This is a genomic window from Streptomyces polyasparticus, assembly GCF_014493765.1.
GTDB lineage: Bacteria > Actinomycetota > Actinomycetes > Streptomycetales > Streptomycetaceae > Streptomyces > Streptomyces polyasparticus.
In genome coordinates this window covers 119,044-139,302 of the sequence record NZ_JACTVJ010000028.1, presented here as the reverse complement: position 1 = coordinate 139,302, position 20,259 = coordinate 119,044, and the positions used below count along the sequence as shown (strand labels likewise).

Genomic DNA, 20,259 nt, shown 5'->3' with positions numbered 1-20,259 from the left:
CGGATCTCCTCAAACGCCGGAGGGGCTGTAAGTGTCCATCTCGTTTCCGGGATCGCGGCCGCGGCGGCTGCGTACCACCCCCGTCATGCGCCGCATGGTCGCCGAGACGCGGGTGCATCCTGCCGATCTGATCCTGCCCGCCTTCGTACGGGAGGGGATCAGTGAGCCCGTCGCCATCGAGTCGATGCCGGGGGTCGTGCAGCACACCCGGGACACCCTGAAGAAGGCGGCCTTGGAGGCCGTCGAGGCCGGGGTCTCCGGGATCATGCTCTTCGGTGTGCCGCTCGACGAGAAGAAGGACGCCGTCGGTACGCCGGGCACCGACCCGGACGGCATCCTCCAGGTCGCGATCCGCGACGTACGGGCCGAGGTCGGCGACGAGTTGATCGTCATGTCGGACGTCTGCCTCGACGAGACCACCGACCACGGGCACTGCGGTGTGCTCGACGCGCAGGGGCGGGTCGACAACGACGCCACCCTCGAGCGGTACGCCGAGATGGCGCAGGTGCAGGCCGACGCGGGCGCGCATGTGCTCGGCCCCAGCGGCATGATGGACGGCCAAGTGGGCGTCATCCGCGACGCGTTGGACCAGACCGGGCACGAGGACGTCGCGATCCTCGCGTACACCGCGAAGTACTCCTCCGCCTTCTATGGCCCGTTCCGCGAGGCCGTCGCCTCCTCGCTCAAGGGCGACCGCAAGACGTATCAGCAGGACCCGGCCAACGTGCGTGAGTCGCTGCGGGAGTTGGCGCTCGACCTCGAAGAGGGCGCGGACATGGTGATGGTCAAGCCGGCCGGTCCGTATCTCGATGTGCTGGCTCGCGTGGCCGCCGAGGTGGACGTGCCGGTGGCCGCGTACCAGATCAGTGGTGAGTACTCGATGGTCGAGGCCGCGGCCCAGAGGGGCTGGATCGACCGGGACAAGGCGATGATGGAGACGCTCGCCGGGATCAAGCGGGCCGGCGCGAGCATGATCCTCACGTACTGGGCGGTGGAGGCCGCGCGTCAGCTGCGCCTGAGCTGAGCCTCCTCCTCGTACGTGGCGTCGACCAGGCCGCCGTAGGCCTTGCGCAGCAGGGGCTCGGCGGCCTTCGGCTTGTCCACGCCGACTTCGACGCGGCCCTCTTCCGTGGCGGCGACCGTACGGAGGTCGAACTCGCCCTTCCAGCGCGGGATTTCCTCGCTGATCCGCGTCACGAGGGCGTCGAGATCGGTGCGCGGGGTCCTGGTGTCGTGCAGCCGTACGGTGAGGTTGGCGGGGATACCGCGGCAGACGGAGCGGTCGAAGGCCGTGTCCGGGATGCGGTAGATGTCGAGCGTGAGGGTCTCGTGGTCGACGCGCAGGCCGGTGTAGACGTGGGCGAAGCGCTGGGCCGCGAGGGTGTCGACGTGGGCGACGGCCGGTTCGACGGGGGCGGCGGTCTCGTCGGCGCGGGGGCCCGTACACGTGGTGTGCGCCGGCTCGGTCGGGGCGGCGCGGACCTTCTGCTCCTCGGCCGGGGTCTTCTGCTCCTCGGCCGGAGTGCTGCCGCAGGCCGTGAGCAGGGTGGTGGCCGCGGTCAGGGTCAGGGCTGCCGGTGCAGTGCGTCGCATTTGTCTCGCCTCCGGTGCTTGGATGCGGGATTCCGCTTTCCGGTTCCCTCGGTGCGGTGCGGTGCGGTGCGGTGCAGTGCGGCCGCGGGCTCCCTCGGCGCGGTCGCGGGGTCCCGTGGTGGTCAGTCCCACCAGAACGCCCAGGAGCGTTCCTGGAGAAGGCTTTCGGCGTACGAGGACTGGGTGGTGCGGCCTGCCTGGTCGATGTTGTCCGGGCAGAACGCGTAGTGCTCGGCGGCCAGCAGCTCCGCGGCGGCGCGGGTGGCCGGCGGTGCGGCGACCGAGACGAGCATCGTGTCGAAACCGAGGGCCACGAGCCGGGCTCCGAAGCGGTCCTCCCAGGAGCGCAGCACGGCGCACAGTCGCGCCACGTCGTTCTCGTGGTTGAGCGGCCCCGTCCAGCCGATGGCGGCCGGGATGTCGGCGCTGCGGCGGGCGGGCACGAGGGCGATGCGAGGAGCCTTGAGCCAGAAGCCGTCCTCGCCGGGGCCGGTGACGGACGAGGCGAGCTCGTCCGCGTTCGCGTCTGGGTCGCAGTCCGATTCACCGTCCGGGGTGAGCGAGGAAAGGGCGAGGCCGGGCCACGGCAGGGGGTTGTCCTCGTCAAGCTCCTCGGCCGCGTAGGCCTCCCAGAACTCGCTCAGGACGTCCTCGGCGTCATGATCGCCGGGATACGACATCAGCTCGGGCATCAGCCTGGGTGCCAGGTCCCCGTACTTCTCCCCGATCAGGACCGGAAGCAGTCCGCGCCGCCGCGCCGCCATCACCTCCCGCCAACTGTCCTGCTGCGCACGGGAGTCGGCGATCCAGAGCAGGGGCTCGTGCCATGGACCGTTCTCGGTCCGGTCGATCACCTTGCCGGGCGGCAGGCGCAGCCCGAGGCTGCCGCCCGTCAGGTCGGCGGCCAGCTGGGGCAGAGGGTTGGGGAGTGAGGCCATGGCGAGGACAGTAGAGGGCGGTACTGACAACGTCTGGCCGTCCGAAGGGACGCGGCAGACGACGCCGCCCCCGTCCAAGGGACGGAACCTGTAACTCCGCCCCGCCCGCGGGCAGTCCGTATTCCGGAATGGTGGGTGTACGGGGCAGCCAGTGTCCCTAGGGTGCGGGGAAGCCGCATTCTCGCCGTCACCGAAGGAGCCGTCGCCGTGACCCTCACCGAGCCGAACGCCACCGTTCACGCACCCGTGCCGCCGCTCGCCGAGCGGGCGCGGAACGTAGGCGGTTCGCCGGTACGGGACATTCTCGCGGTGACCGCGCGGCCCGAGGTGATCAACTTCGCGGGCGGTCTGCCGGCCCCCGAACTGTTCGACGCGGAGGGGGTCGCCGAGGCATACGCGCAGGTGCTCGCTACGGACGCGGCCCGTGCGCTGCAGTACTCGACGACCGAGGGCGAGCCCGCGCTGCGCGCCGCGCTAGCCGCGCGCACCACCGCCCGCCGACTCCCCACCACCGCCGACGACTTGATGGTCACCAGCGGATCGCAGCAGGCCCTGTCCCTGCTGGCCACCGCCCTGCTCGAACCCGGCGACACCATGCTCGTCGAGAACCCGACCTACCTCGCAGCCCTCCAGGTCTTCGCCTTCGCCGGCGTCCGCGTGATCGGCGTCGACTGCGACGAGGACGGGATCGACCCGGACGCCCTCGACGCACTCGTCGCGCGGGAGCGTCCGAAGCTGCTCTACACGATCCCGACCTTCCAGAACCCCACCGGCCGCACCCTGCCCGCCGACCGCCGCGCCGCCGTGGCCGCGGTGGCCGCGCGCCGCGGGATGTGGATCGTCGAGGACGACCCGTACGGCGAACTGCGCTTCGAGGGCGAGCGCGTGCCGTGGATCGCCGCGCAGCCCGGGGCCGAGGACCGCACTGTGCTGCTCGGCAGCTTCTCCAAGGTGATGGCGCCGGGCATGCGCCTGGGCTGGCTGCGCGCCCCGGCCGCGCTCCTCAGGGCCTGTGCGGTCGCCAAGCAGGCCGCCGATCTGCACACCCCGACCGTCAACCAGCTCGCCGCGGCACGGTACTTGGCCTCCCGCGACCTGGACGCGCATGTCGCCACGGTGGCCGCGGCCTACCGCGAGCGGCGCGACGCGATGCTCGCGCACCTGGCCGGCGCGCTGCCGGACGGTTCGGTCTGGAACCGGCCCGAGGGCGGCATGTTCCTGTGGGCGCGGCTGCCGGAGGCGTACGACACCACGGCCCTGCTGCCGGACGTGGTCAAGCACGAGGTGGCGTATGTGCCCGGCGCGCCCTTCTTCGCCGGGGCACCGGGCCGCTCCACGATGCGGCTCTGCTTCGTGACGCAGACGCCGCAGGAGATCAGGGAAGGGCTCGGGCGGCTGGGCCGGGCACTGCGCCTTTCGCAGCGGAAGGCCTGTACGGCGGGTGGTCAGGCCTGACCGCCCGCCGTACAGGCGCAGCCCCCTGCTTCATCCGGCGGTCAAGGAGTCGAGGAGCTCGCGGCCCTCGGGCCAGGACCCCAGGCCGCTGGCCGAGTTGAGGTGGCCGCCCGCGCCCGCCAGGTGCCACCGGGCCTTCCATGCGGCGGCGTATTCCTCGGCCGTCTCGGCGGTGCAGTACGGGTCGTCGCTGCTGCCCACCACCACGGCCCGGCACGGGAGCGGCTGCGGGGTGAGGCCGGTGAACGAGGCGGCGGCCTCGCGCGGGAACGCCGGGACCTGCGGGTCCGGCGGTGCGACGAGCAGCGCGCCCCGTACGGCCGGTGCGGCGGCGAGCCAGGCCGCGGCCGCCCAGCAGCCCAGGCTGTGCGCCACGAGGACCACCTCGCCGTCGGCGTCCTGGGCGCGGGCCGTCTCGTAGGCGCGCTGCACCGCGGCGATCCAGTCGGTCAGCTCCGGCTCGGACCAGGAGGCGGGGGCGATCCGTACGGCGGCAGGACCCGACTCCCGCTCCCACAAGCTCTGCCAGTGCTGATCGTCCGAGCCGTCGATGCCGGGGATGATGACGTACGCGACCACTGCCTGCCACCGTTTCCTTCGTCCTCCCGTACGGTTCCGGGAGCGCCTGGCGCCGATTCTGGGGGAAGCAGTGGGGCGGCGGGGGCCGGGCAAGTGATCTCAAAGCAAGGGGCGGGGAGAACGATGGAATCACTCGACCGTACGGACCGCGAGATCCTCGTACTGCTGCAGAACGAGGGGCGGTTGACCGGCGCCGAGGTGGGGCGCCGCGTGGGGCTCTCGCAGCCCGCGGCCAGTGCGCGGATCCAGCGCCTGGAGAAGAGCGGAGTGATCGCCGGATACCGGGCCGTGGTCGACCCCGTGGCCCTGGGCCTGAACATCCACGCCGTCGTCCGCCTGCGCACGACGCACGCACAGCTCGCCCGCGCGCTGGACTTCGCCGCGGGGACGCCCGAGGTCACCTCCACCCTGCGGATCACGGGCGAGGACTGCCTGATCTTCGATGTGCACTGTCCGCAGGCCGGGCGGCTCGAAGAGGTCGTCGACTCCCTCGCGCGCTTCGGACCGGTCACGACCTCGCTGGTCCTTCGGACGTATCCGCCGAAGCCGCTGACCGCGCCCTGAGCGCCGTCGTACGAGGAGGGCCCTGCCGGTTCGTTCCGGCGGGGCCCTCCTCGTGACGCATCAGGCGTGATCAGAGCCGCTCGGGCGTCCGGATGCCGAGCAGCGCCATGCCCTTGTGCAGGGTCCGGGCCGTCAGGTCGACCAGGAAGAGGCGGTTCTCCACCACATCCTGTTCGGGGCGCGGCTTGATCACTGGGCACTGGTCGTAGAACTTGGTGAGCAGGGTCGCCAACTGGTACAGGTACGCGGCGATCTTGTGCGGCGCGTACTCTGCGGTCGCCTCGAAGACCGTCTCGCCGAACGCGTCCAGGTGCAGGCCCAACGCCCTCTCCGCCGGGGCGAGTTCGAGCTCCGGGTGCGCGACCGGGGTGTCACCCTCGGACTTGCGCAGGATGGACTGGCACCGGGCGTACGCGTACTGGATGTACACGGACGTGTCGCCGTTGAGCGAGACCATCTGGTCCAGGTCGAACTTGTAGTCCCGGTTCGGCGAGGTCGACAGGTCCGCGTACTTCACCGCGCCGATGCCGACCTGCGCGGCCCGCTCCTGGATCTCCTCCTCGGTGAGGTCCCTGGCCTTCTCCCGCACGACCTCGGCGGCACGCGAGATCGCCTCGTCGAGCAGATCCTCCAGCTTCACCGTCTCGCCCTCACGGGTCTTGAACGGCTTGCCGTCCGCGCCGAGCACCGTGCCGTACCCCATGTTGTGCGCGGTGACCTCGTCGGTCAGCCAGCCGGCCCGCCGGGCCGTCTCGAAGACCATCTTGAAGTGCAGCGACTGCCGCACGTCCACGACGTAGATGAGGTCGGTGGCCTTCAGGTCGAAGACCCGGTTGCGGATCGCCGAGAGGTCGGAGGCCGCATAGCCGAAGCCGCCGTCCGCCTTCTGCACGATCAGCGGCACGGGCTGGTCGTCCTTGCCCCGGATCTCGTCGAAGAAGACCACGAGCGCGCCCTCGGACCGGACGGCGACGCCCGACTCCTCCAGCATCCTGGCCGTCTCGGGCATCAGATCGTTGTACGCGGACTCGCCGACGATCTCGTCGTCCCTGACCTCCATGTCCAGCTTCTCGAAGACCGAGTGGAAGTAGACCTTCGACTCGTCCACGAACTGCTGCCAGAGCCGCAGGGTCTCCTCGTCGCCGGACTGCAGGGCCACGACCCGCTTACGGGCCCGCTCCTTGAACTCCTCGTCGGAGTCGAAGACGGCCCGCGAGGCCTTGTAGACCCGGTTCAGGTTCGACATGGCCTGCTCGCCGTCGACCTCATCGGCCGGGGCCAGCTCGCCCGGGTGCTCGATCAGGTACTGGATGAGCATGCCGAACTGGGTGCCCCAGTCGCCGATGTGGTGCCGGCCGATGGTCTGCTCGCCGGTGAAGTCGAGCATGCCGCGCAGGGCGTCGCCGATCACGGCGGACCGCAGGTGGCCGACGTGCATCTCCTTCGCCACGTTCGGCTGCGCGTAGTCGATGACGGTGACGCCCGGCTTGTCCTTCGGCGGTACGCCGAGCCGCGCGCCGTCCGCGTACCGGGCGGCGAGGGTCTCGATGATCGCCTTGTCGGAGACCGTGATGTTGAGGAAGCCCGGGCCGGAGACCTCGATGTCGGCGAGCAGGCCGCCGTTCTCGATCTGCGCGACGACCTGGGTGGCGAGCTCCCGCGGGTTCGCCTTGTTCTTCTTGGCGAGCGCGAGGATGCCGTTGGCCTGGTAGTCCGCCCGGTCGCTGCGTCGCAGCAGCGGGTCCGCGCCGGCGGCTTCCGGCAGCGCGGAAGTCAGGGCGGCGGAGAGCCGTGCGTGGACGCTTGCGGTGAGGGACGTGACCGAGGCCATTGGGTGCCGTTCCTGTGGTCGGGTGCTTGGGCCTACGAATTCTCCCACGAGACGCGGTCTCGGTTCGCGTCAGTAAAAGGGGGCCTCCGGCGGGGTGTGCCGCGCCCACCCGCGCCCACCCGTGCCGCCCTGCGGCACGACTGCCCGCGGCAGGCGGGGCGCCGATACTCGCGGGCGGGCACCGTCGCGCTTCTGGGAGAATGGGGGTCGCGCGGAGTGGCACCGCGCCCCATCCGAAACGCACGCTTAGTGGAAGGCCTGCTCATCGTGGCCCAGAGCACGAACCAGGAGTCCCCAGAGAACGCAGACTGGGTCTCCCGTTACGCGGACGACGTCATCGCCGAGTCGGAGCGTCGTGCCCCGGGCAAACCGGTCGTCGTGGCCTCCGGACTCTCCCCGTCGGGCCCGATCCACCTGGGCAACCTGCGCGAGGTCATGACCCCGCACCTGGTCGCCGACGAGATCCGCCGCCGCGGCTACGAGGTGCGGCACCTGATCTCGTGGGACGACTACGACCGGTACCGCAAGGTGCCGAACGGTGTCCCGGGGATCGACGAGTCCTGGGCCGAGCACATCGGCAAGCCGCTGACCGCCGTGCCCGCCCCGAAGGGCTCGGAGCACCCGAACTGGGCCGAGCACTTCAAGGCCGCCATGGTCGCCTCGCTCGCCGAGCTCGGCGTGGAGTTCGACGGCATCAGCCAGACCGCGCAGTACACCTCGGGCGTCTACCGCGAGCAGATCCTGCACGCGATGAAGCACCGCGGCGACATCGACGCGATCCTCGCCCAGTACCGCACCAAGAAGGCCCCGGCCAAGCAGTCCCAGAAGCCCCTCGACGAGGCCGAGATCGAGGCCGCCGAGGGCTCGGGCGCCGCGGGCGAGGACGACGGCAGCGGCTCCGGCGCGGGCTACTTCCCGTACAAGCCCTTCTGCGGCGGCTGCGGCAAGGACCTGACCACCGTCACCTCCTACGACGACGACACCACCGAGCTGACGTATGTCTGCAACGAGTGCGCCTTCACCGAGACGGTCCGGCTCTCCGAGTTCAACCGCGGCAAGCTGGTCTGGAAGGTCGACTGGCCCATGCGCTGGGCGTACGAGGGCGTGATCTTCGAGCCGTCGGGTGTGGACCACTCGTCGCCGGGGTCCTCGTTCCAGGTCGGCGGGCAGATCGTGACGCTGTTCGGCGGCAAGCAGCCGATCGGCCCCATGTACGCCTTCGTCGGCATCTCCGGCATGGCCAAGATGTCCTCGTCGAAGGGCGGGGTGCCCACCCCGGCCGACGCCCTGGAGATCATGGAGCCGCAGATCCTGCGCTGGCTCTACGCCCGCCGCAGGCCCAACCAGTCGTTCAAGATCGCCTTCGACCAGGAGATCCAGCGGCTCTACAACGAGTGGGACAAGCTGGAGGCCAAGGTCGCCGACGGCTCCGCGCTGCCGGCCGACGCGGCCGCGCACGGCCGTGCCGCCCGTACCGCCGCGGGTGAACTGCCGCGCACCGAGCGCCCGTTGCAGTACGGCACGCTCGCCTCGGTCGCCGATGTGACGGCCGGGGACGCGGAGCAGACGCTGCGCATCCTGACCGAGCTCGACCCGGCGAACCCGGTCGGCGATCTGGCCCTCGTACGGCCCCGGCTCGACAAGGCCGAGGCCTGGATCGCCAAGTACGTACCGGCGGAGTCCCGCACGATCGTGCGGACCGAGCCCGACACGGAGGCGCTCGCCGCCCTCGACGAACAGGGCCGCGAGTCCCTGCGGCTGCTCCTGGAGGGCCTGGACGAGCACTGGTCCCTCGACGGTCTGACGCACCTCGTCTACGGAGTGCCGAAGGTCCAGGCCGGCTTCTCGGCCGATGCCGGTCCCAAGGAGCTCCCGCCGGAGATCAAGACCGCCCAGCGCTCGTTCTTCGCGCTCCTGTACCACCTGCTCGTCGGCCGCGACACCGGCCCGCGCCTGCCCACGCTGCTGCTCGCGGTGGGGGCGGACCGGGTGCGCAAGCTGCTGGGAGCCTGACGCTCACGTCGACGGCGCCGTCCCCTTGGGGCGGCGCCGTTTTCGTTTCCCCTCCCCGCCCCTTCCCGAAACCGGGGCTCTGCCCCGGACCCCGGCATCCGAACTTCGTTCGGATCTGCTCAAGCGCCGCAGGGGCTGAAGTTGAGCTGAATTACGCGATGTACTCCTCCGAGTCCAGCTCCTGCTGGTAGCGCGCGCGGAAGTCGCGGATGAACGGGCGGAGGGTGGACTCCGTGAGGGGGCCCCCGCTGCGGCCCTTCACGCCGTACAGGTCCTGCAGATAGATGCCGAACTGGCGGGCGTTCGGGAAGTCCCCGTGCTCGCTGACGTACTTGCGGAACGCGGTGAAGTACGCCTCCTCGCGCGTCACGTCGTCCGGCAGCCCGGCCGGCGCCGGGGCCTCCTCCTCGTCCGTCGCGTCGGCACCGAGGGACTCCGCCGGCTCCTCGGCCTGCTGCTCCTGGCGCTGGCCCGGGATGTTCAGCGCACGCGTACGGTTCGGGCCCGCGGGGATGCGGAACTCGCCGGTCTGCGAGCTGTCGAAGGCCTCGGCCGGCTGCTCCTCGTACCACTCCTCGTACGGCGGCTCGGGCGAGTAGGTCCGCTCGTACTGCTGCGGCTGCCCCGGCTGACCGGGCTGTCCGGCTTGTTCGGCGTAGGCGTGTGCCTGCTGACCGTAGGGCTGCTGCTCGTACGCCTGCTGCTCATACGTCTCGTACGGAGGCCGGCCCGGCTGGCCCGCCTGGAGCTGCTGCGGCTGCTGCGGGGTCGCGAACCACGGGCTGTCGTGATTCGTCGGCCACTCCTGCGGGATCTCCACCGGCTGCTCCGCGCCGGGCGCGTCCTTGACGGACCCGGGGGCCTCCAACTGCGGGGTGGACGCCGGAAGTTGCGGCGCCTCGATACCGGCCGCCGCGAGCCCGGCAGGGGCCGTCTCCGCGAGCGGGACGCCGTAGCGCGCCAGGCGCAGCGGCATGAGGGACTCGACGGGGGCCTTGCGGCGCCAGGCGCGGCCGTAACGGGAGCGCAGCCGGGCGCGGTAGACCAGGCGCTCCTGTTCGAGCTTGATGACCGCGTCGTAGGACCGCAGCTCCCAGAGCTTCATCCGGCGCCACAGCAGGAAGGTGGGGACGGGGGAGAGCAGCCAGCGCGTGAGACGCACACCCTCCATGTGTTTGTCGGCGGTGATGTCCGCGATCCGCCCGATCGCATGCCGCGCGGCCTCGACCGAGATCACGAACAGGACCGGGATGACCGCGTGCATCGCCGTGCCCAGCGGATCGGGCCAGGCCGCGGCGCCGTTGAACGCGATCGTCGCGGCCGTCAGGACCCACGCCGTCTGGCGAAGGAGCGGGAACGGGATTCTGATCCACGTCAGGAGCAGATCGAGGGCGAGCAGCACACAGATGCCCGCGTCGATGCCGATCGGGAAGACCAGCGAGAACTTCCCGAAGCCCTTGTCCTCGGCGAGCTCGCGCACGGCCGCGTAACTGCCCGCGAAGCCGATGGCCGCGATGATGACCGCTCCCGCGACCACCACGCCGATCAGTATCCGGTGTGTCCGCGTCAGCTTCAGTGGCGCTGCCACCCGTGATCCCCTCCAAGTGCCTGCCCGCCGGGGGTCCGGGGGCTGCCCCCGGAAATACACAGCCCGCCCGGACCCGTTTGCGCGCAACAGCCTGGCACATGTGTACGGGTGGCCGTGGGCCGGTATCGCCGAAGCCCGGCCATCGGGTGAATGGCCGGACTTGTGGCGTGCGGTGATGCGGGTGTTTTGGTGCTCGGCTTACGGAAGTTCGCGTACGTCCGGGGTCACGGCTCGCGCAGGTCCGCGGTCACCGCTCGCGTACGTCCGCGGTCACGACTTGGCGGAGGCCTTGGCGGACGGCTTGGCGGAGGTCTTCTGGGAGGGCTCGCCGGACGCCTTGTCCGACGGCTCCGTGGAAGCGCCCGGCTTGTTGGCTGCCGTCACCGAGGCCACCGCTTCCTTCGCGGCCTTCTCGGCGTCCTTCACCATCTCCTCGGCCTTCGGGGCCTTCTCGCCCGCGAGACCCGCGCCGTTGTAGTCGAGGGTCAGCACGACGTTCTCGATCCGGGTGACGACCGTCTGCTGCTTGTAGTCGCCGAGCTTGCCCTTGTCGAGGTCATAGCTGACCGTCACGGCCGAGTCGCCGATACCGTCGGCGGGCTCGGACTTCACGTTCTTGGCGCCTTCCGCGGCGGCGGCCGCGGCGGCCTGCTTCTTGAAGTAGTCCTTGGCGCGCGTCTCGGCGCTGCCCAGGCCCTCCTCCGACTCGAAGCGCATCAGCGAGGCCGAGAGCCAGCGGAACTGCGAGCCGTCGACACCGTTGTTGTCGAGGCCCTTCCAGGAGCAGCTGCTACGCGTGCTGACATCGGAGGACTTGCCCGTCTTGCCCGACTTGTCGTCAACCTTGGGCACCAAGTCCTCGATCGTCTTCGAGGACACCACCTTGCAGGCGGCCGGCAGCTGCTTGTACGCGGCCTCGGCCAGGCTCGCCGCCTTGTCCTTGCCGTCAGCGCTCTGGGAGGCGGAGGACTTCGCGCCGGAGTCGCTCTTGTCGCCGCCGTCGCCCGAGTCCGAGGAGCACGCCGCGGCGGTCATGACCACCGGAACAACGGCGCAGGCGGCGAGAATGCGGGTGAATCGCGGTCCTTTTCGGTGCATGGTTCCTTCGCTCATCAGTCGTGCGGTTCGGTTCCGGGGACGCCGGTGCGGCAGGAGCCCCCTGTGGTTCCGCCCAGCCACGGTACGCGGTGGCGCACAGCCCCGTGAGGAAACCGGAAGCGGACCGCGGTGACCCGCGCCACGCTCACTCGGTGAACTGCTCGGCCAGCTTTCCGGCCAGAACCCTTGCCCTGTCCTGCAGTTCCTTGCTGTCCGGCGTCTCCTTCACCGAGGCCGGCTGAGCCGTGTACTCGACCGTCACCAGCACATTCGACGTGCGGAACACCACAGTCACCACCCGCTGACGCGCGGCCGATTCCGCCGAACCCAGCACATCGTCCAGAAACGCCTCATCCGCAAGATCGTCGAGCACACGCGGCTCCAGACCCTCCGGCGGAGCGGACGAAGGCGACCCGGTCGGCTTGTCCTGCTCCGGATCCCCGCCTTCCGCGCTCCCCGGACTGCGCGTGGCGGACGGCTTCCCGGACGCCCCGGTGCTCCCGCCCTCGGCCGTCCCGTCGCCGGACGGCTCCTGCGGACCCTCGTCCGCCTCCTCGTCCGACCCCTCGTCCGTCACCGGCTCCGGCAGATCCGCCGCGACCTGCTTCGCCAGGAACAGCCGCGCCGCGAGCTCGTCATCGCTCTCCGCGTCGTCGTACGACACCGCGCGCTCGAAATCCACATGCAGCCGGTACGCCGAGTCCGCGGACTGTGACGACCAGCGGCAGCCCGCCCTGCGGTCCGTGTCGAACGTTATGGCCGACGTGCCCGCGTACGCCTTCTCCCGCTGCTCATCGGGGAGTTCCTCGATCCCGGGCAGCAGCGAGTCCAGTGTGCCCTGGTCCACCGCCGTGCACGGCTCAAGGAGCGTGTCGTACCTGCCGGGCTCGGCCGTCTTCGCCGGCGAGGTCGCGAAAGCGCCCGACTTGCCGTCGTCACCCCCCGCAGCGTCGTCGCCGCCGGAGGTGCAGCCCGTCAGCAGCACCGCGGCGAGCAAGGGTGCGCCCGCCAGATACCTCTTGTGCCGCACGGTGCGGGCCTCCTTCGGGCGCGGGGTCGGCTGGTCTGCGGTGGTCCGGTCCGTCCCCGCACGACGAAAAGCATTGGCGCCGCACAAAGGCCGGTGAACACAATGTGTATCGCACGCGCCGCTGTGATGGCCGACCAACCGTCCCTTTTGTTGACCTTGGCCCCGGTATTTGCGTTCTGAGAATTTTCTTATGTCATACGGGGGTTGAGCATTCCATGAGTTATGCAGAGGTACCGGGAGCGAAGGTTCCCATCCGCATGTGGACCGACCCGGCCTCGGTCGAGGCGGGCGCGATGCAGCAGCTGCAGAACGTCGCCACGCTCCCGTGGATCAAGGGCCTCGCCGTCATGCCCGACGTCCACTACGGCAAGGGCGCGACGGTCGGCTCCGTCATCGCGATGCACGGCGCGGTCTGCCCGGCGGCGGTCGGCGTCGACATCGGCTGCGGCATGTCCGCGGTCAAGACCTCCCTCACGGCCAACGACCTCCCGGGCGACCTGTCCCGCCTGCGCTCCAAGATCGAGCAGGCGATTCCGGTGGGGCGGGGGATGCATGAGTCGATGGTGGATCCGGGGCGGTTTCATGGGTTTGCCATGGCGGGGTGGGATGACTTCTGGGGGCGGTTCGACGGGGTCGCGGAAACGGTCAAGTTCCGTCAGGAACGGGCCACTAAGCAGATGGGAACGCTCGGATCCGGCAACCACTTCTGTGAGGTATGTATCGACATGTCCGGTTCGGTGTGGCTCATGCTGCACTCCGGATCGCGCAACATCGGCAAGGAACTTGCCGAGCACCACATGGGAGTGGCCCAGAAGCTCTCGCACAATCAGGGCCTGATCGACCGGGATCTCGCAGTCTTCATCGCGGACACCCCGCAGATGGCGGCGTACCGGAACGACCTGTACTGGGCGCAGGAGTACGCCAAGTACAACCGCGCGATCATGATGGTGCTCTTCAAGGACGTGATCCGCAGGGAGTTCAAGAAGGCCAGGCCGACGTTCGAGCGCGAGATCTCCTGCCACCACAACTATGTGGCGGAGGAGCGGTACGAGGGCATGGACCTGCTCGTCACCCGTAAGGGAGCGATCCGTGCGGGCTCCGGCGAGTACGGGATCATCCCGGGCTCGATGGGCACCGGCTCGTACATCGTGAAGGGCCTCGGCAACGAGAAGTCCTTCAACTCCGCCTCGCACGGGGCGGGTCGCAAGATGAGCCGTACCGCTGCCAAGCGCCGCTTCTCGACGCGCGACCTGGAGGAGCAGACGCGGGGCGTGGAGTGCCGTAAGGACTCCGGCGTCGTGGACGAGATCCCCGGCGCGTACAAGCCGATCGAGAAGGTCATCGACCAGCAGCGTGACCTGGTCCAGGTGGTGGCGAAGCTCAAGCAGGTGGTGTGCGTGAAGGGCTGAGAAGCGTCGGGGCGGGGGGCCTCGGTGATGGCCGGGGAGTCGTGTGGGAGCGGCTCCCCGGCCCTTTGCGTTTCTGGGTCCGCGGCCTACAACTCGCGGTGGACCTTTGTGTTCGAGGCCTGGGCGCGGGGGCGGACGATCAGGAGGTCGATGTTGACGTGGCTGGGGCGGGTGACCGTCCAGGCGATCGTGTCGGCGACGTCGTCGGCGGTGAGGGGCTCGGCGACGCCCGCGTACACCTTGGCGGCCTTCTCCTCGTCGCCGCCGAAGCGGGTCGTGGCGAACTCCTCGGTCTTGACCATGCCGGGGGCGATCTCGATCACGCGGACGGGCTTGCCGACCAGTTCGAGGCGGAGGGTCTCGGCGAGGACGCGGGCGCCGTTCTTCGCGGCGACATAGCCCGCGCCGCCCTCGTAGGTGGCGTGGCCGGCGGTCGAGGAGAGGACGACGACCGTGCCGTCGCCGCTTTCGAGCAGGGCGGGGAGGAGGGCCTGGGTGACGTTCAGGACGCCGATCACGTTGACCTCGTACATCCGGCGCCACTCGTCGGGCTTGCCGGTGGCGACGGGGTCGGCGCCGAGCGCGCCGCCCGCGTTGTTGACCAGGACGTCAACCCGGTCGAGGGTGCCGGCGAAGGTGTCGACGGCCGTGCGGTCGGTGACGTCGAGGGCGTAGGCGGCGGCGGAGTGGCCGGCCTCGGTGAGCTCGGCGGCGAGCGTCTCGATGCGGTCCTTGCGGCGGGCGGTGAGCACCACGTGGTGGCCCGCCTCGGCCAGCTTGCGGGCGGTCGCGGCGCCGATGCCGCTGCTCGCGCCGGTGACGACTGCGGTACGGCGGGCTGCGGCGGCGGTCATGGGCTGCTCCTCGGGCGGGTGCGGTGGCCTGCTTTTCGGCCTGGCTTTTCGGCCAGGCTAACCGGGTCGCCGAGGTCTTCGGTCAACCGCTCGGCATGCGGTCATCCGTACGCGCCGGGCTGCCGCGAGCCCATGGTCAATTGCGAAGTCTGGGTATGTTGCGCGCGTATCGGACAGATGATGACTATGCGGAAACTGTGTGGGAGCTGGACATGCGAGTGAAGCGCGCGGGACTGGTCGCGGCGTCGGTGGCCGCCGCCGCTCTGACCGTGGGGGTGCCGGCCGAGGCGGCGGCGCCGGAGGCCGATGTGGCGTACCACGGCTATGCGTCGCTGTGGGAGGGGCGGCTCGGCATCTGGCTGACCCCGCAGAACCACGGCCCGGTCGGTGTCACCGAGGCCACGGTCCGGCTGCGCTACTCGGTGCCTCTGGCGAACGACCAGCGGCTGCCGGAGCGGTGTCTGCGGGCGGGGCAGCGTGTGGTGCTCTGCTCGACGGGTGAGATCAAGGCCGGGAGCTGGAGCGAGGAGATCGCGCTCGACATCAGGCTCAAGGGGGCGCCGTCCGAGGCCACGGTGCAGATCGACACCCTGTGGAACGGCGGGGTCTCGGACCGCAATGTGAACAACAACCGGCACAAGGTGCTGACCCTGGACACCGGGGATTCGTACTTCTTCTGAGGCTCTCCAGGCGGCGTTGTCCGGCCCGCGGCTCTCTGCGCCGCGGGCCGTTGTCGTACCCCCGTGGCACTCTCGAAGAGTGATCGTCGAACGTGCGTATGCCCATGTGGACGGGGAGGACCCCGAGGAGTACCCGTGGAGCGTGCCCTGTGTGCGGCAGCTGCTGCGCGAGGGGCTGCGCTTCACGGCGCCGGTGACGTTCCTGGTGGGGGAGAACGGCTCGGGGAAGTCCACACTTGCCGAGGCCTTCGCGGAGGCCTTCGGCCTCGATTCGTACGGGGGCTCGCACGACTGGAAGTACGCGAGCCATCGCGCCAAGTCGGCGCTCGGTGAGCGGCTGCGGTTCGACGCGGCGGCCGGCGGGCGGCACATGGTGCGCAGCTGGTCGGCGCGCAAGGGGTTCTTCCTGCGGGCCGAGACCGCGCTCGACGCGCTGGACCGCGAGGGCTTCACACCGGATCAGCGCAGCCACGGGGAGGGCTTTCTCGCGGCGTTCCGCGGCAAGTTCCTCAAGCCCGGCCTGTACGTGATGGACGAGCCCGAGGCGGCCCTGTCGTTCGCCTCGTGTCTCGAACTGCTCGGCCATATCGACCAGTTGACCCGCGCGGGCGGCCAGATCGTCTGCGCCACGCACTCACCGCTGCTCACGGCGTTGCCGGGGGCGGACATCGTCGAGGTGGGGGAGCACGGGATGCGGCGGGTGACCTGGGAGGAGCTGGAGCTGGTGGATCACTGGCGGAGGTATCTGGGGGATCCGCAGGCGTATTTGCGGCACATCGTGGGGTGAAGGGCTCCTCCTGCGGGGTGTGTGCGGGGTGCGTGCGGGGTGAGGTGCGCGTGCCGGTTCTGGGGTGCTTACGGGGTGAAGTCGGCCATTCGCTTACGGGGTGAAGTCGGCCATTCGGCTACGGGGTGAAGTCGGCCGGTGGGGTCTTCTCGCCGCGTGCGTAGGCCTCCTCGAAGGCGGCCTCGCCCAGGGCCGCGCGGGCGCGTGCCGTGGCGCGGTCGACGTCGGTGCGTTCGGCGGCCGGGAGCGGGGAGTCCACGGAGGCGCGCAGCGCCGCGGCGAGGCCCAGGGCTTCGGCCGCGCGTATGGCGGGGTCCTGTGCGCCGGGGTCCGGTCCGGGCGCGCCCTGTTCCATGGCGTCCGGGGTGGTCGTGCTCCGTGCGGCCCACGCGTCCGGGGTGGCCGCGCTCCGTGCGGCCCACGCGCCCGCGAGGCCCTCGACGGCGAACGCGATCGCCCGTGCGTCCCCGGTACGGCGGGCCACGGCGAGGCTCTCGGCGTGCAGGGACTCGGCGCGGCCGCTGTCGCCGCGCTGCTCGGCCACGTATCCGCACTGCACGAGCAGCAGCGCCGTACCGGAGTCGACACCGAGCCGTCGGTTCCAGTCGAGCCAGGGGGCAAGGAGCGACTCGGCGGTGTCCAGGTCGCCGCGGTGGCGTGCGCCGAGCGCGAGGCCGATCGCGGCGAACTGGCGGGCGGGCGCGTGCCCTTGGCCCGAGGCCAGGCGTGCGGCCCGTTCGTGGTACTCCGTCGCGCGGTCGTACGCGCCGGTGAGCAGGGCGATCCGGCCGAGGCGGGACAGGCTGAACGAGGCCTGGGTCCACAGCCGCAGCTCCTCCGCGACCCGCAGCCCCTCGCCGTGCAGCCGGGCCGCGGACGGGTAGTCGCCGGTGATCTCCGCGAGGACGCCGAGCAGTTCGGTGGCCTGGGCCCGGCCCCAGCGGTCGCCGAGCGCGGTGAAGCGGGCGGCGGCGGCCTCGGCCGCCTCGCGCAGAGAGGCGAGATCGCCCTCGTACAGCGAACGCGTCGCCCAGGTGCTGAGCGCCGCCGCCTCGCCCCAGGCGTCGCCGAGCGCGCGGAACTCGGCCTCGAGTGCGTGCAGCCGGCCGCGGTCGGGCGCGTGTGTGAAGCCGCAGCGGGCGTACGCGAGCAGCCAGCGGCCGCGGGCGTCGGCGCCCTCGAACGGGCCGGCCTGGTGGGAGGCGTCGCCGGCGATGAGGGCCAGTGCGGCGCGGCGGATACGGGTGGCGGTGAGGGTCGCCGGGTCGGCCAGGTCGGCCGGGTGGGTCTGCGCTGTGGTCAGGGCCCGGTTCAGGTGGGAGAGACCCTCGCTGAGGCGGCCGCTCAAGTACCAGTACCAGGTGAGGGAGTTGACCATGCGCAGGGCGAGGTTCGGGTCCCGGGTGTGGTCGAGCGCGGCGTGCAGGTTGAGGGACTCCGCGTCGAGGCGGCGCAGCCAGGTGCGCTGTGCGGCGTCGTGCAGACGGGGTGCGGCGTGCTCGGCGAGCCGGGTGTAGTGCCGCGCGTGGCGGTCGCGGGTGGCCTGCTCCTCACCGGCCGCGGCCAGCTGCTCCAGGCTGTACGCGGCGACCGATTCGAGCATGCGGTAGCGGGGGGACGGGGTGGAGTGGGGGCGCTCGTGCGGCTCGGCGTCCGGCTTGGTGTGCTTTCCGTCGTGAGGCTCTTCGTGTCGCTCGGTGTGCGGCCCGGCGTGCGGCTCCTCGTATCTCTCCTCGTACCTCCCCTCGTACGGCTCTTCGTGCGGCTCTTCGTACGGCTCTTCGTGCGGCTCTTCGTACGGCTCTTCGTACGTCAGGGTCAGCAGGGAGCGGTCGACCAGCCGGGCGACGAGGTCGAGGACGTCGTCGGGGTGGATGGCCGGTCGGGTGGCGGGGGCCGTGCTGGCGGGTGGGGAGCCGTCGCGTGGCGTGCCGGCCGGCGGCCCGGGCTGCGGGGCGGCGCAGACCGCTTCGGCGGCGTCGAGGGTGAACCCGCCGGCGAATACGGCGAGTCGGCGCAGCACCGCCTGCTCGGACGGGCCGAGCAGCTCCCAGCTCCAGTCGATCATCGCGCGCAGCGTGCGCTGACGGGCGGGTGCGTCCCGGCGGACCTGGCTGAGCAGACGGAAGCGGTCGTGCAGCCGGTCGGCGAGTGCCTCGACGCCCAGGGCCCGGACGCGGGTCGCGGCGAGTTCGATGGCGAGCGGGATGCCGTCCAGGCGGCGGCAGATGAGCTCGACGGCCTCGCGGTTGGCGGAGGTGAGGGTGAATCCGGGGGCGGCGGAGGCGGCGCGTGCCGTGAACAGGGCGATGGCTTCCGGTACTTCGAGCGGCGTGATGGCCTCCACCGTCTCGCCGGTGACGTTCAGGGGTTCCTGGCTGGTGGCGAGGACGCGGATGCCGGGCGCGGCGCGCAGCAGCCGGCCGACGAGTGCGGCGATCTCGTCCATGAGGTGCTCGCAGTTGTCGAGGACGAGCAGCAGGTCGCGGTCGGCGAGGGCGTGCAGGAGGCGGGTGGTGCGGTCGGTGCGGGTGGTGCTGTCCGTGCCGTTCGTTCTGTTCGTGCCGTCCGTGTTGTCCTTGCCATACACGTTGTCGGCACGGGCGTTGCCGGCGGCGGGAGTTGGCCGTGCGTCGGCTTGCGTCTGGGCCGCCGGGGGCGGCTCGGCCGAGGGCTCGTCACGTATCCCGAGCGCCGCGGCGACGGCGTCGACCGGATCCCTGCGTACGCCGGCCAGCTCCACGAGCCAGACGCCGTCGGGCAGAGCCGGGCACGGGGATTCCGCTCCGGGCGTGCCCGCTGCCACCGCCGTGGCGGACGGGACGAGGTGGGAGGCGGCCTCCAGCGCGAGGCGGGTCTTGCCCACGCCGCCCGGGCCCGTGAGGGTGACCAGGCGCTGCGTGGCGAGGAGGGAGCAGACCCGTGCGACGGCGGCGGCGCGGCCGATCATCGCGTCCGGGCGTGCGGGGAGGTTCGTCGGCGGGCGGGAGCCTGAGGGGGCGGGCCCGCGAGCGGAGGTGCCGACGGGTGCCGGTATGGAGCCCGGGGTGAGGTCTGGGGCGAGGTCCGGGGCGAGGATCGGGTCCTGACGGAGCATGGCCTCGTACAGGGCGCGCAGTTCGGGGCCGGGGTCGAGGCCCAGGTCGTCGGCCAAGTGCCGGCTGAGCGCGTGGTACGTCGCGAGGGCCTCGCTCTGCCGGCCCGACCGGTACAGGGCCCGCATCTGTACGGCTCGCAGTCCTTCGCGCAGCGGATGCTCGGCCACCAAGGCGGCCAACTCGTCGGCCAGTTGGGCGTGTTCGCCGAGGTCCACCCGTAGCGAGGCCAACTTCTCCTGAGCGGTGATCCGTTGCTCTTCGAGCCGGGCGACCGCCGTCCGGACGTACGGAGCGTCCCGGAATCCGTCGAAGGCCGTGCCCCGCCAAAGGCCCAGCGCGTCCGACAGGAGCGAGGCCTGTGTGCGCGGGTCCCGCGTCTTACGGGCCTGCGTGACGAGCTCGCCGAAGCGGGTCGCGTCGACGTCCTCGTCGCGCACGGCGAGGCGGTAGCCGGCCGGTCCGAACTCCACCAGGGTCCGTGCGCCCGGCTCGCCCCTCTCCAAGGCGCGGCGGAGCTGGGACACCTTGGTCTGCAGGGCGTTGGGCGCGTTGGCGGGGCGTGCCGCGTCGTTCCACAGATCCTCGATGAGGCGGTCCGTGCCGATGGGGTGGCCTGCGTGGGCGAGGAGGGTGGCGAGCAGGGCTCGGACCTTGGCCTCCGGGACGGTGAGTGTGGCTCCGCCTTCCGTCCGTACGCGTAGGGGGCCCAGCACCTCGAATCGCATGCGCCCACGCTAACTGG

16 protein-coding genes are annotated in these 20,259 nt (G+C 71.1%); 7 read left to right on the top strand and 9 right to left on the bottom strand.

What is annotated here, in order from left to right; translation table 11 throughout:
- Positions 1-31: 31 nt before the first annotated feature.
- A complete protein-coding gene (gene hemB / locus H9Y04_RS39815; RefSeq protein WP_308801814.1) occupies positions 32-1,024 on the top strand; it encodes a porphobilinogen synthase in 993 nt (330 codons plus the stop codon).
- Here the strand turns inward: hemB and H9Y04_RS39810 are convergent.
- Together H9Y04_RS39810 and H9Y04_RS39805 are read right to left on the bottom strand one after the other, a co-directional pair.
- Positions 1,006-1,593: a hypothetical protein gene (locus H9Y04_RS39810; protein WP_187819108.1), complete on the bottom strand. Its 588-nt coding sequence runs from the start codon at positions 1,591-1,593 to the stop codon at positions 1,006-1,008. The genes hemB and H9Y04_RS39810 overlap by 19 nt on opposite strands.
- A gap of 122 nt (positions 1,594-1,715) precedes the next feature.
- Positions 1,716-2,531: a DUF4253 domain-containing protein gene (locus tag H9Y04_RS39805; protein ID WP_187819107.1), complete on the bottom strand. Its 816-nt coding sequence runs from the start codon at positions 2,529-2,531 to the stop codon at positions 1,716-1,718.
- A gap of 207 nt (positions 2,532-2,738) precedes the next feature.
- Between H9Y04_RS39805 and H9Y04_RS39800 the strand changes: the two genes are divergently transcribed.
- Positions 2,739-3,986: an aminotransferase-like domain-containing protein gene (locus H9Y04_RS39800; RefSeq protein ID WP_187819106.1), complete on the top strand. Its 1,248-nt coding sequence runs from the start codon at positions 2,739-2,741 to the stop codon at positions 3,984-3,986.
- Positions 3,987-4,016: 30 nt separating this feature from the next.
- On the opposite strand, the gene H9Y04_RS39795 is transcribed toward H9Y04_RS39800, so the two are convergent.
- A complete protein-coding gene (locus H9Y04_RS39795; protein ID WP_187819105.1) occupies positions 4,017-4,565 on the bottom strand; it encodes an RBBP9/YdeN family alpha/beta hydrolase in 549 nt (182 codons plus the stop codon).
- Positions 4,566-4,688: 123 nt separating this feature from the next.
- On the opposite strand from H9Y04_RS39795, the gene H9Y04_RS39790 reads away from it, so the two are divergent.
- Positions 4,689-5,129 carry an Lrp/AsnC family transcriptional regulator gene (locus H9Y04_RS39790; RefSeq protein ID WP_187819104.1) on the top strand — a complete coding sequence of 147 codons (441 nt, stop codon included), beginning with the start codon at positions 4,689-4,691 and terminating at the stop codon, positions 5,127-5,129.
- A gap of 70 nt (positions 5,130-5,199) precedes the next feature.
- Here H9Y04_RS39790 and argS read toward each other — a convergent pair whose 3' ends face one another.
- Positions 5,200-6,960, bottom strand: a complete 1,761-nt coding sequence (gene argS / locus H9Y04_RS39785) for an arginine--tRNA ligase (RefSeq protein ID WP_187819103.1) — start codon at positions 6,958-6,960, stop codon at positions 5,200-5,202.
- A 258-nt stretch (positions 6,961-7,218) separates the two neighbouring features.
- Between argS and lysS the strand changes: the two genes are divergently transcribed.
- A complete protein-coding gene (gene lysS, locus H9Y04_RS39780) occupies positions 7,219-8,973 on the top strand; it encodes a lysine--tRNA ligase (protein WP_187819139.1) in 1,755 nt (584 codons plus the stop codon).
- Between the two features lie 151 nt (positions 8,974-9,124).
- Here the strand turns inward: lysS and H9Y04_RS39775 are convergent, their stop codons facing one another.
- The 3 genes from H9Y04_RS39775 to H9Y04_RS39765 all read right to left on the bottom strand — a co-directional run bounded on the left by H9Y04_RS39775 (position 9,125) and on the right by H9Y04_RS39765 (position 12,689).
- Entirely contained in the window at positions 9,125-10,561 is a 1,437-nt protein-coding gene (locus tag H9Y04_RS39775) for a DUF2637 domain-containing protein (protein WP_187819102.1), read from the bottom strand.
- A 270-nt stretch (positions 10,562-10,831) separates the two neighbouring features.
- Positions 10,832-11,659, bottom strand: a complete 828-nt coding sequence (locus H9Y04_RS39770) for a DUF3558 domain-containing protein (RefSeq protein WP_187819101.1) — start codon at positions 11,657-11,659, stop codon at positions 10,832-10,834.
- 145 nt (positions 11,660-11,804) lie between these two features.
- The gene (locus tag H9Y04_RS39765; protein ID WP_187819100.1) at positions 11,805-12,689 is read right to left on the bottom strand and encodes a DUF3558 domain-containing protein; all 885 of its coding nucleotides are present in this window, start codon (positions 12,687-12,689) and stop codon (positions 11,805-11,807) included.
- A 215-nt stretch (positions 12,690-12,904) separates the two neighbouring features.
- Between H9Y04_RS39765 and H9Y04_RS39760 the strand changes: the two genes are divergently transcribed.
- A complete protein-coding gene (locus H9Y04_RS39760; RefSeq protein WP_187819099.1) occupies positions 12,905-14,098 on the top strand; it encodes an RtcB family protein in 1,194 nt (397 codons plus the stop codon).
- An 86-nt stretch (positions 14,099-14,184) separates the two neighbouring features.
- Here the strand turns inward: H9Y04_RS39760 and H9Y04_RS39755 are convergent, their stop codons facing one another.
- The gene (locus H9Y04_RS39755; protein ID WP_187819098.1) at positions 14,185-14,952 is read right to left on the bottom strand and encodes an SDR family NAD(P)-dependent oxidoreductase; all 768 of its coding nucleotides are present in this window, start codon (positions 14,950-14,952) and stop codon (positions 14,185-14,187) included.
- Between the two features lie 212 nt (positions 14,953-15,164).
- On the opposite strand from H9Y04_RS39755, the gene H9Y04_RS39750 reads away from it, so the two are divergent.
- Both H9Y04_RS39750 and H9Y04_RS39745 read left to right on the top strand, forming a co-directional pair.
- The gene (locus H9Y04_RS39750; protein WP_187819097.1) at positions 15,165-15,632 is read left to right on the top strand and encodes a hypothetical protein; all 468 of its coding nucleotides are present in this window, start codon (positions 15,165-15,167) and stop codon (positions 15,630-15,632) included.
- A gap of 79 nt (positions 15,633-15,711) precedes the next feature.
- The gene (locus H9Y04_RS39745) at positions 15,712-16,419 is read left to right on the top strand and encodes an AAA family ATPase (RefSeq protein ID WP_187819096.1); all 708 of its coding nucleotides are present in this window, start codon (positions 15,712-15,714) and stop codon (positions 16,417-16,419) included.
- Positions 16,420-16,537: 118 nt separating this feature from the next.
- Here H9Y04_RS39745 and H9Y04_RS46290 read toward each other — a convergent pair whose 3' ends face one another.
- A complete protein-coding gene (locus H9Y04_RS46290) occupies positions 16,538-20,242 on the bottom strand; it encodes an AfsR/SARP family transcriptional regulator (protein ID WP_214662092.1) in 3,705 nt (1,234 codons plus the stop codon).
- Positions 20,243-20,259: the final 17 nt, after the last annotated feature.

Coding starts and splice junctions, on each gene's coding strand:
- H9Y04_RS39810 (WP_187819108.1), bottom strand. CDS start 1,593: ATGCGACGCACTGCACCGGCAGCCCTGACCCTGACCGCGGCCACCACC.
- H9Y04_RS39805 (WP_187819107.1), bottom strand. CDS start 2,531: ATGGCCTCACTCCCCAACCCTCTGCCCCAGCTGGCCGCCGACCTGACG.
- H9Y04_RS39790 (WP_187819104.1), top strand. CDS start 4,689: ATGGAATCACTCGACCGTACGGACCGCGAGATCCTCGTACTGCTGCAG.
- argS (WP_187819103.1), bottom strand. CDS start 6,960: ATGGCCTCGGTCACGTCCCTCACCGCAAGCGTCCACGCACGGCTCTCC.
- H9Y04_RS39770 (WP_187819101.1), bottom strand. CDS start 11,659: ATGCACCGAAAAGGACCGCGATTCACCCGCATTCTCGCCGCCTGCGCC.
- H9Y04_RS39760 (WP_187819099.1), top strand. CDS start 12,905: ATGAGTTATGCAGAGGTACCGGGAGCGAAGGTTCCCATCCGCATGTGG.
- H9Y04_RS39755 (WP_187819098.1), bottom strand. CDS start 14,952: ATGACCGCCGCCGCAGCCCGCCGTACCGCAGTCGTCACCGGCGCGAGC.
- H9Y04_RS39750 (WP_187819097.1), top strand. CDS start 15,165: ATGCGAGTGAAGCGCGCGGGACTGGTCGCGGCGTCGGTGGCCGCCGCC.
- H9Y04_RS46290 (WP_214662092.1), bottom strand. CDS start 20,242: ATGCGATTCGAGGTGCTGGGCCCCCTACGCGTACGGACGGAAGGCGGA.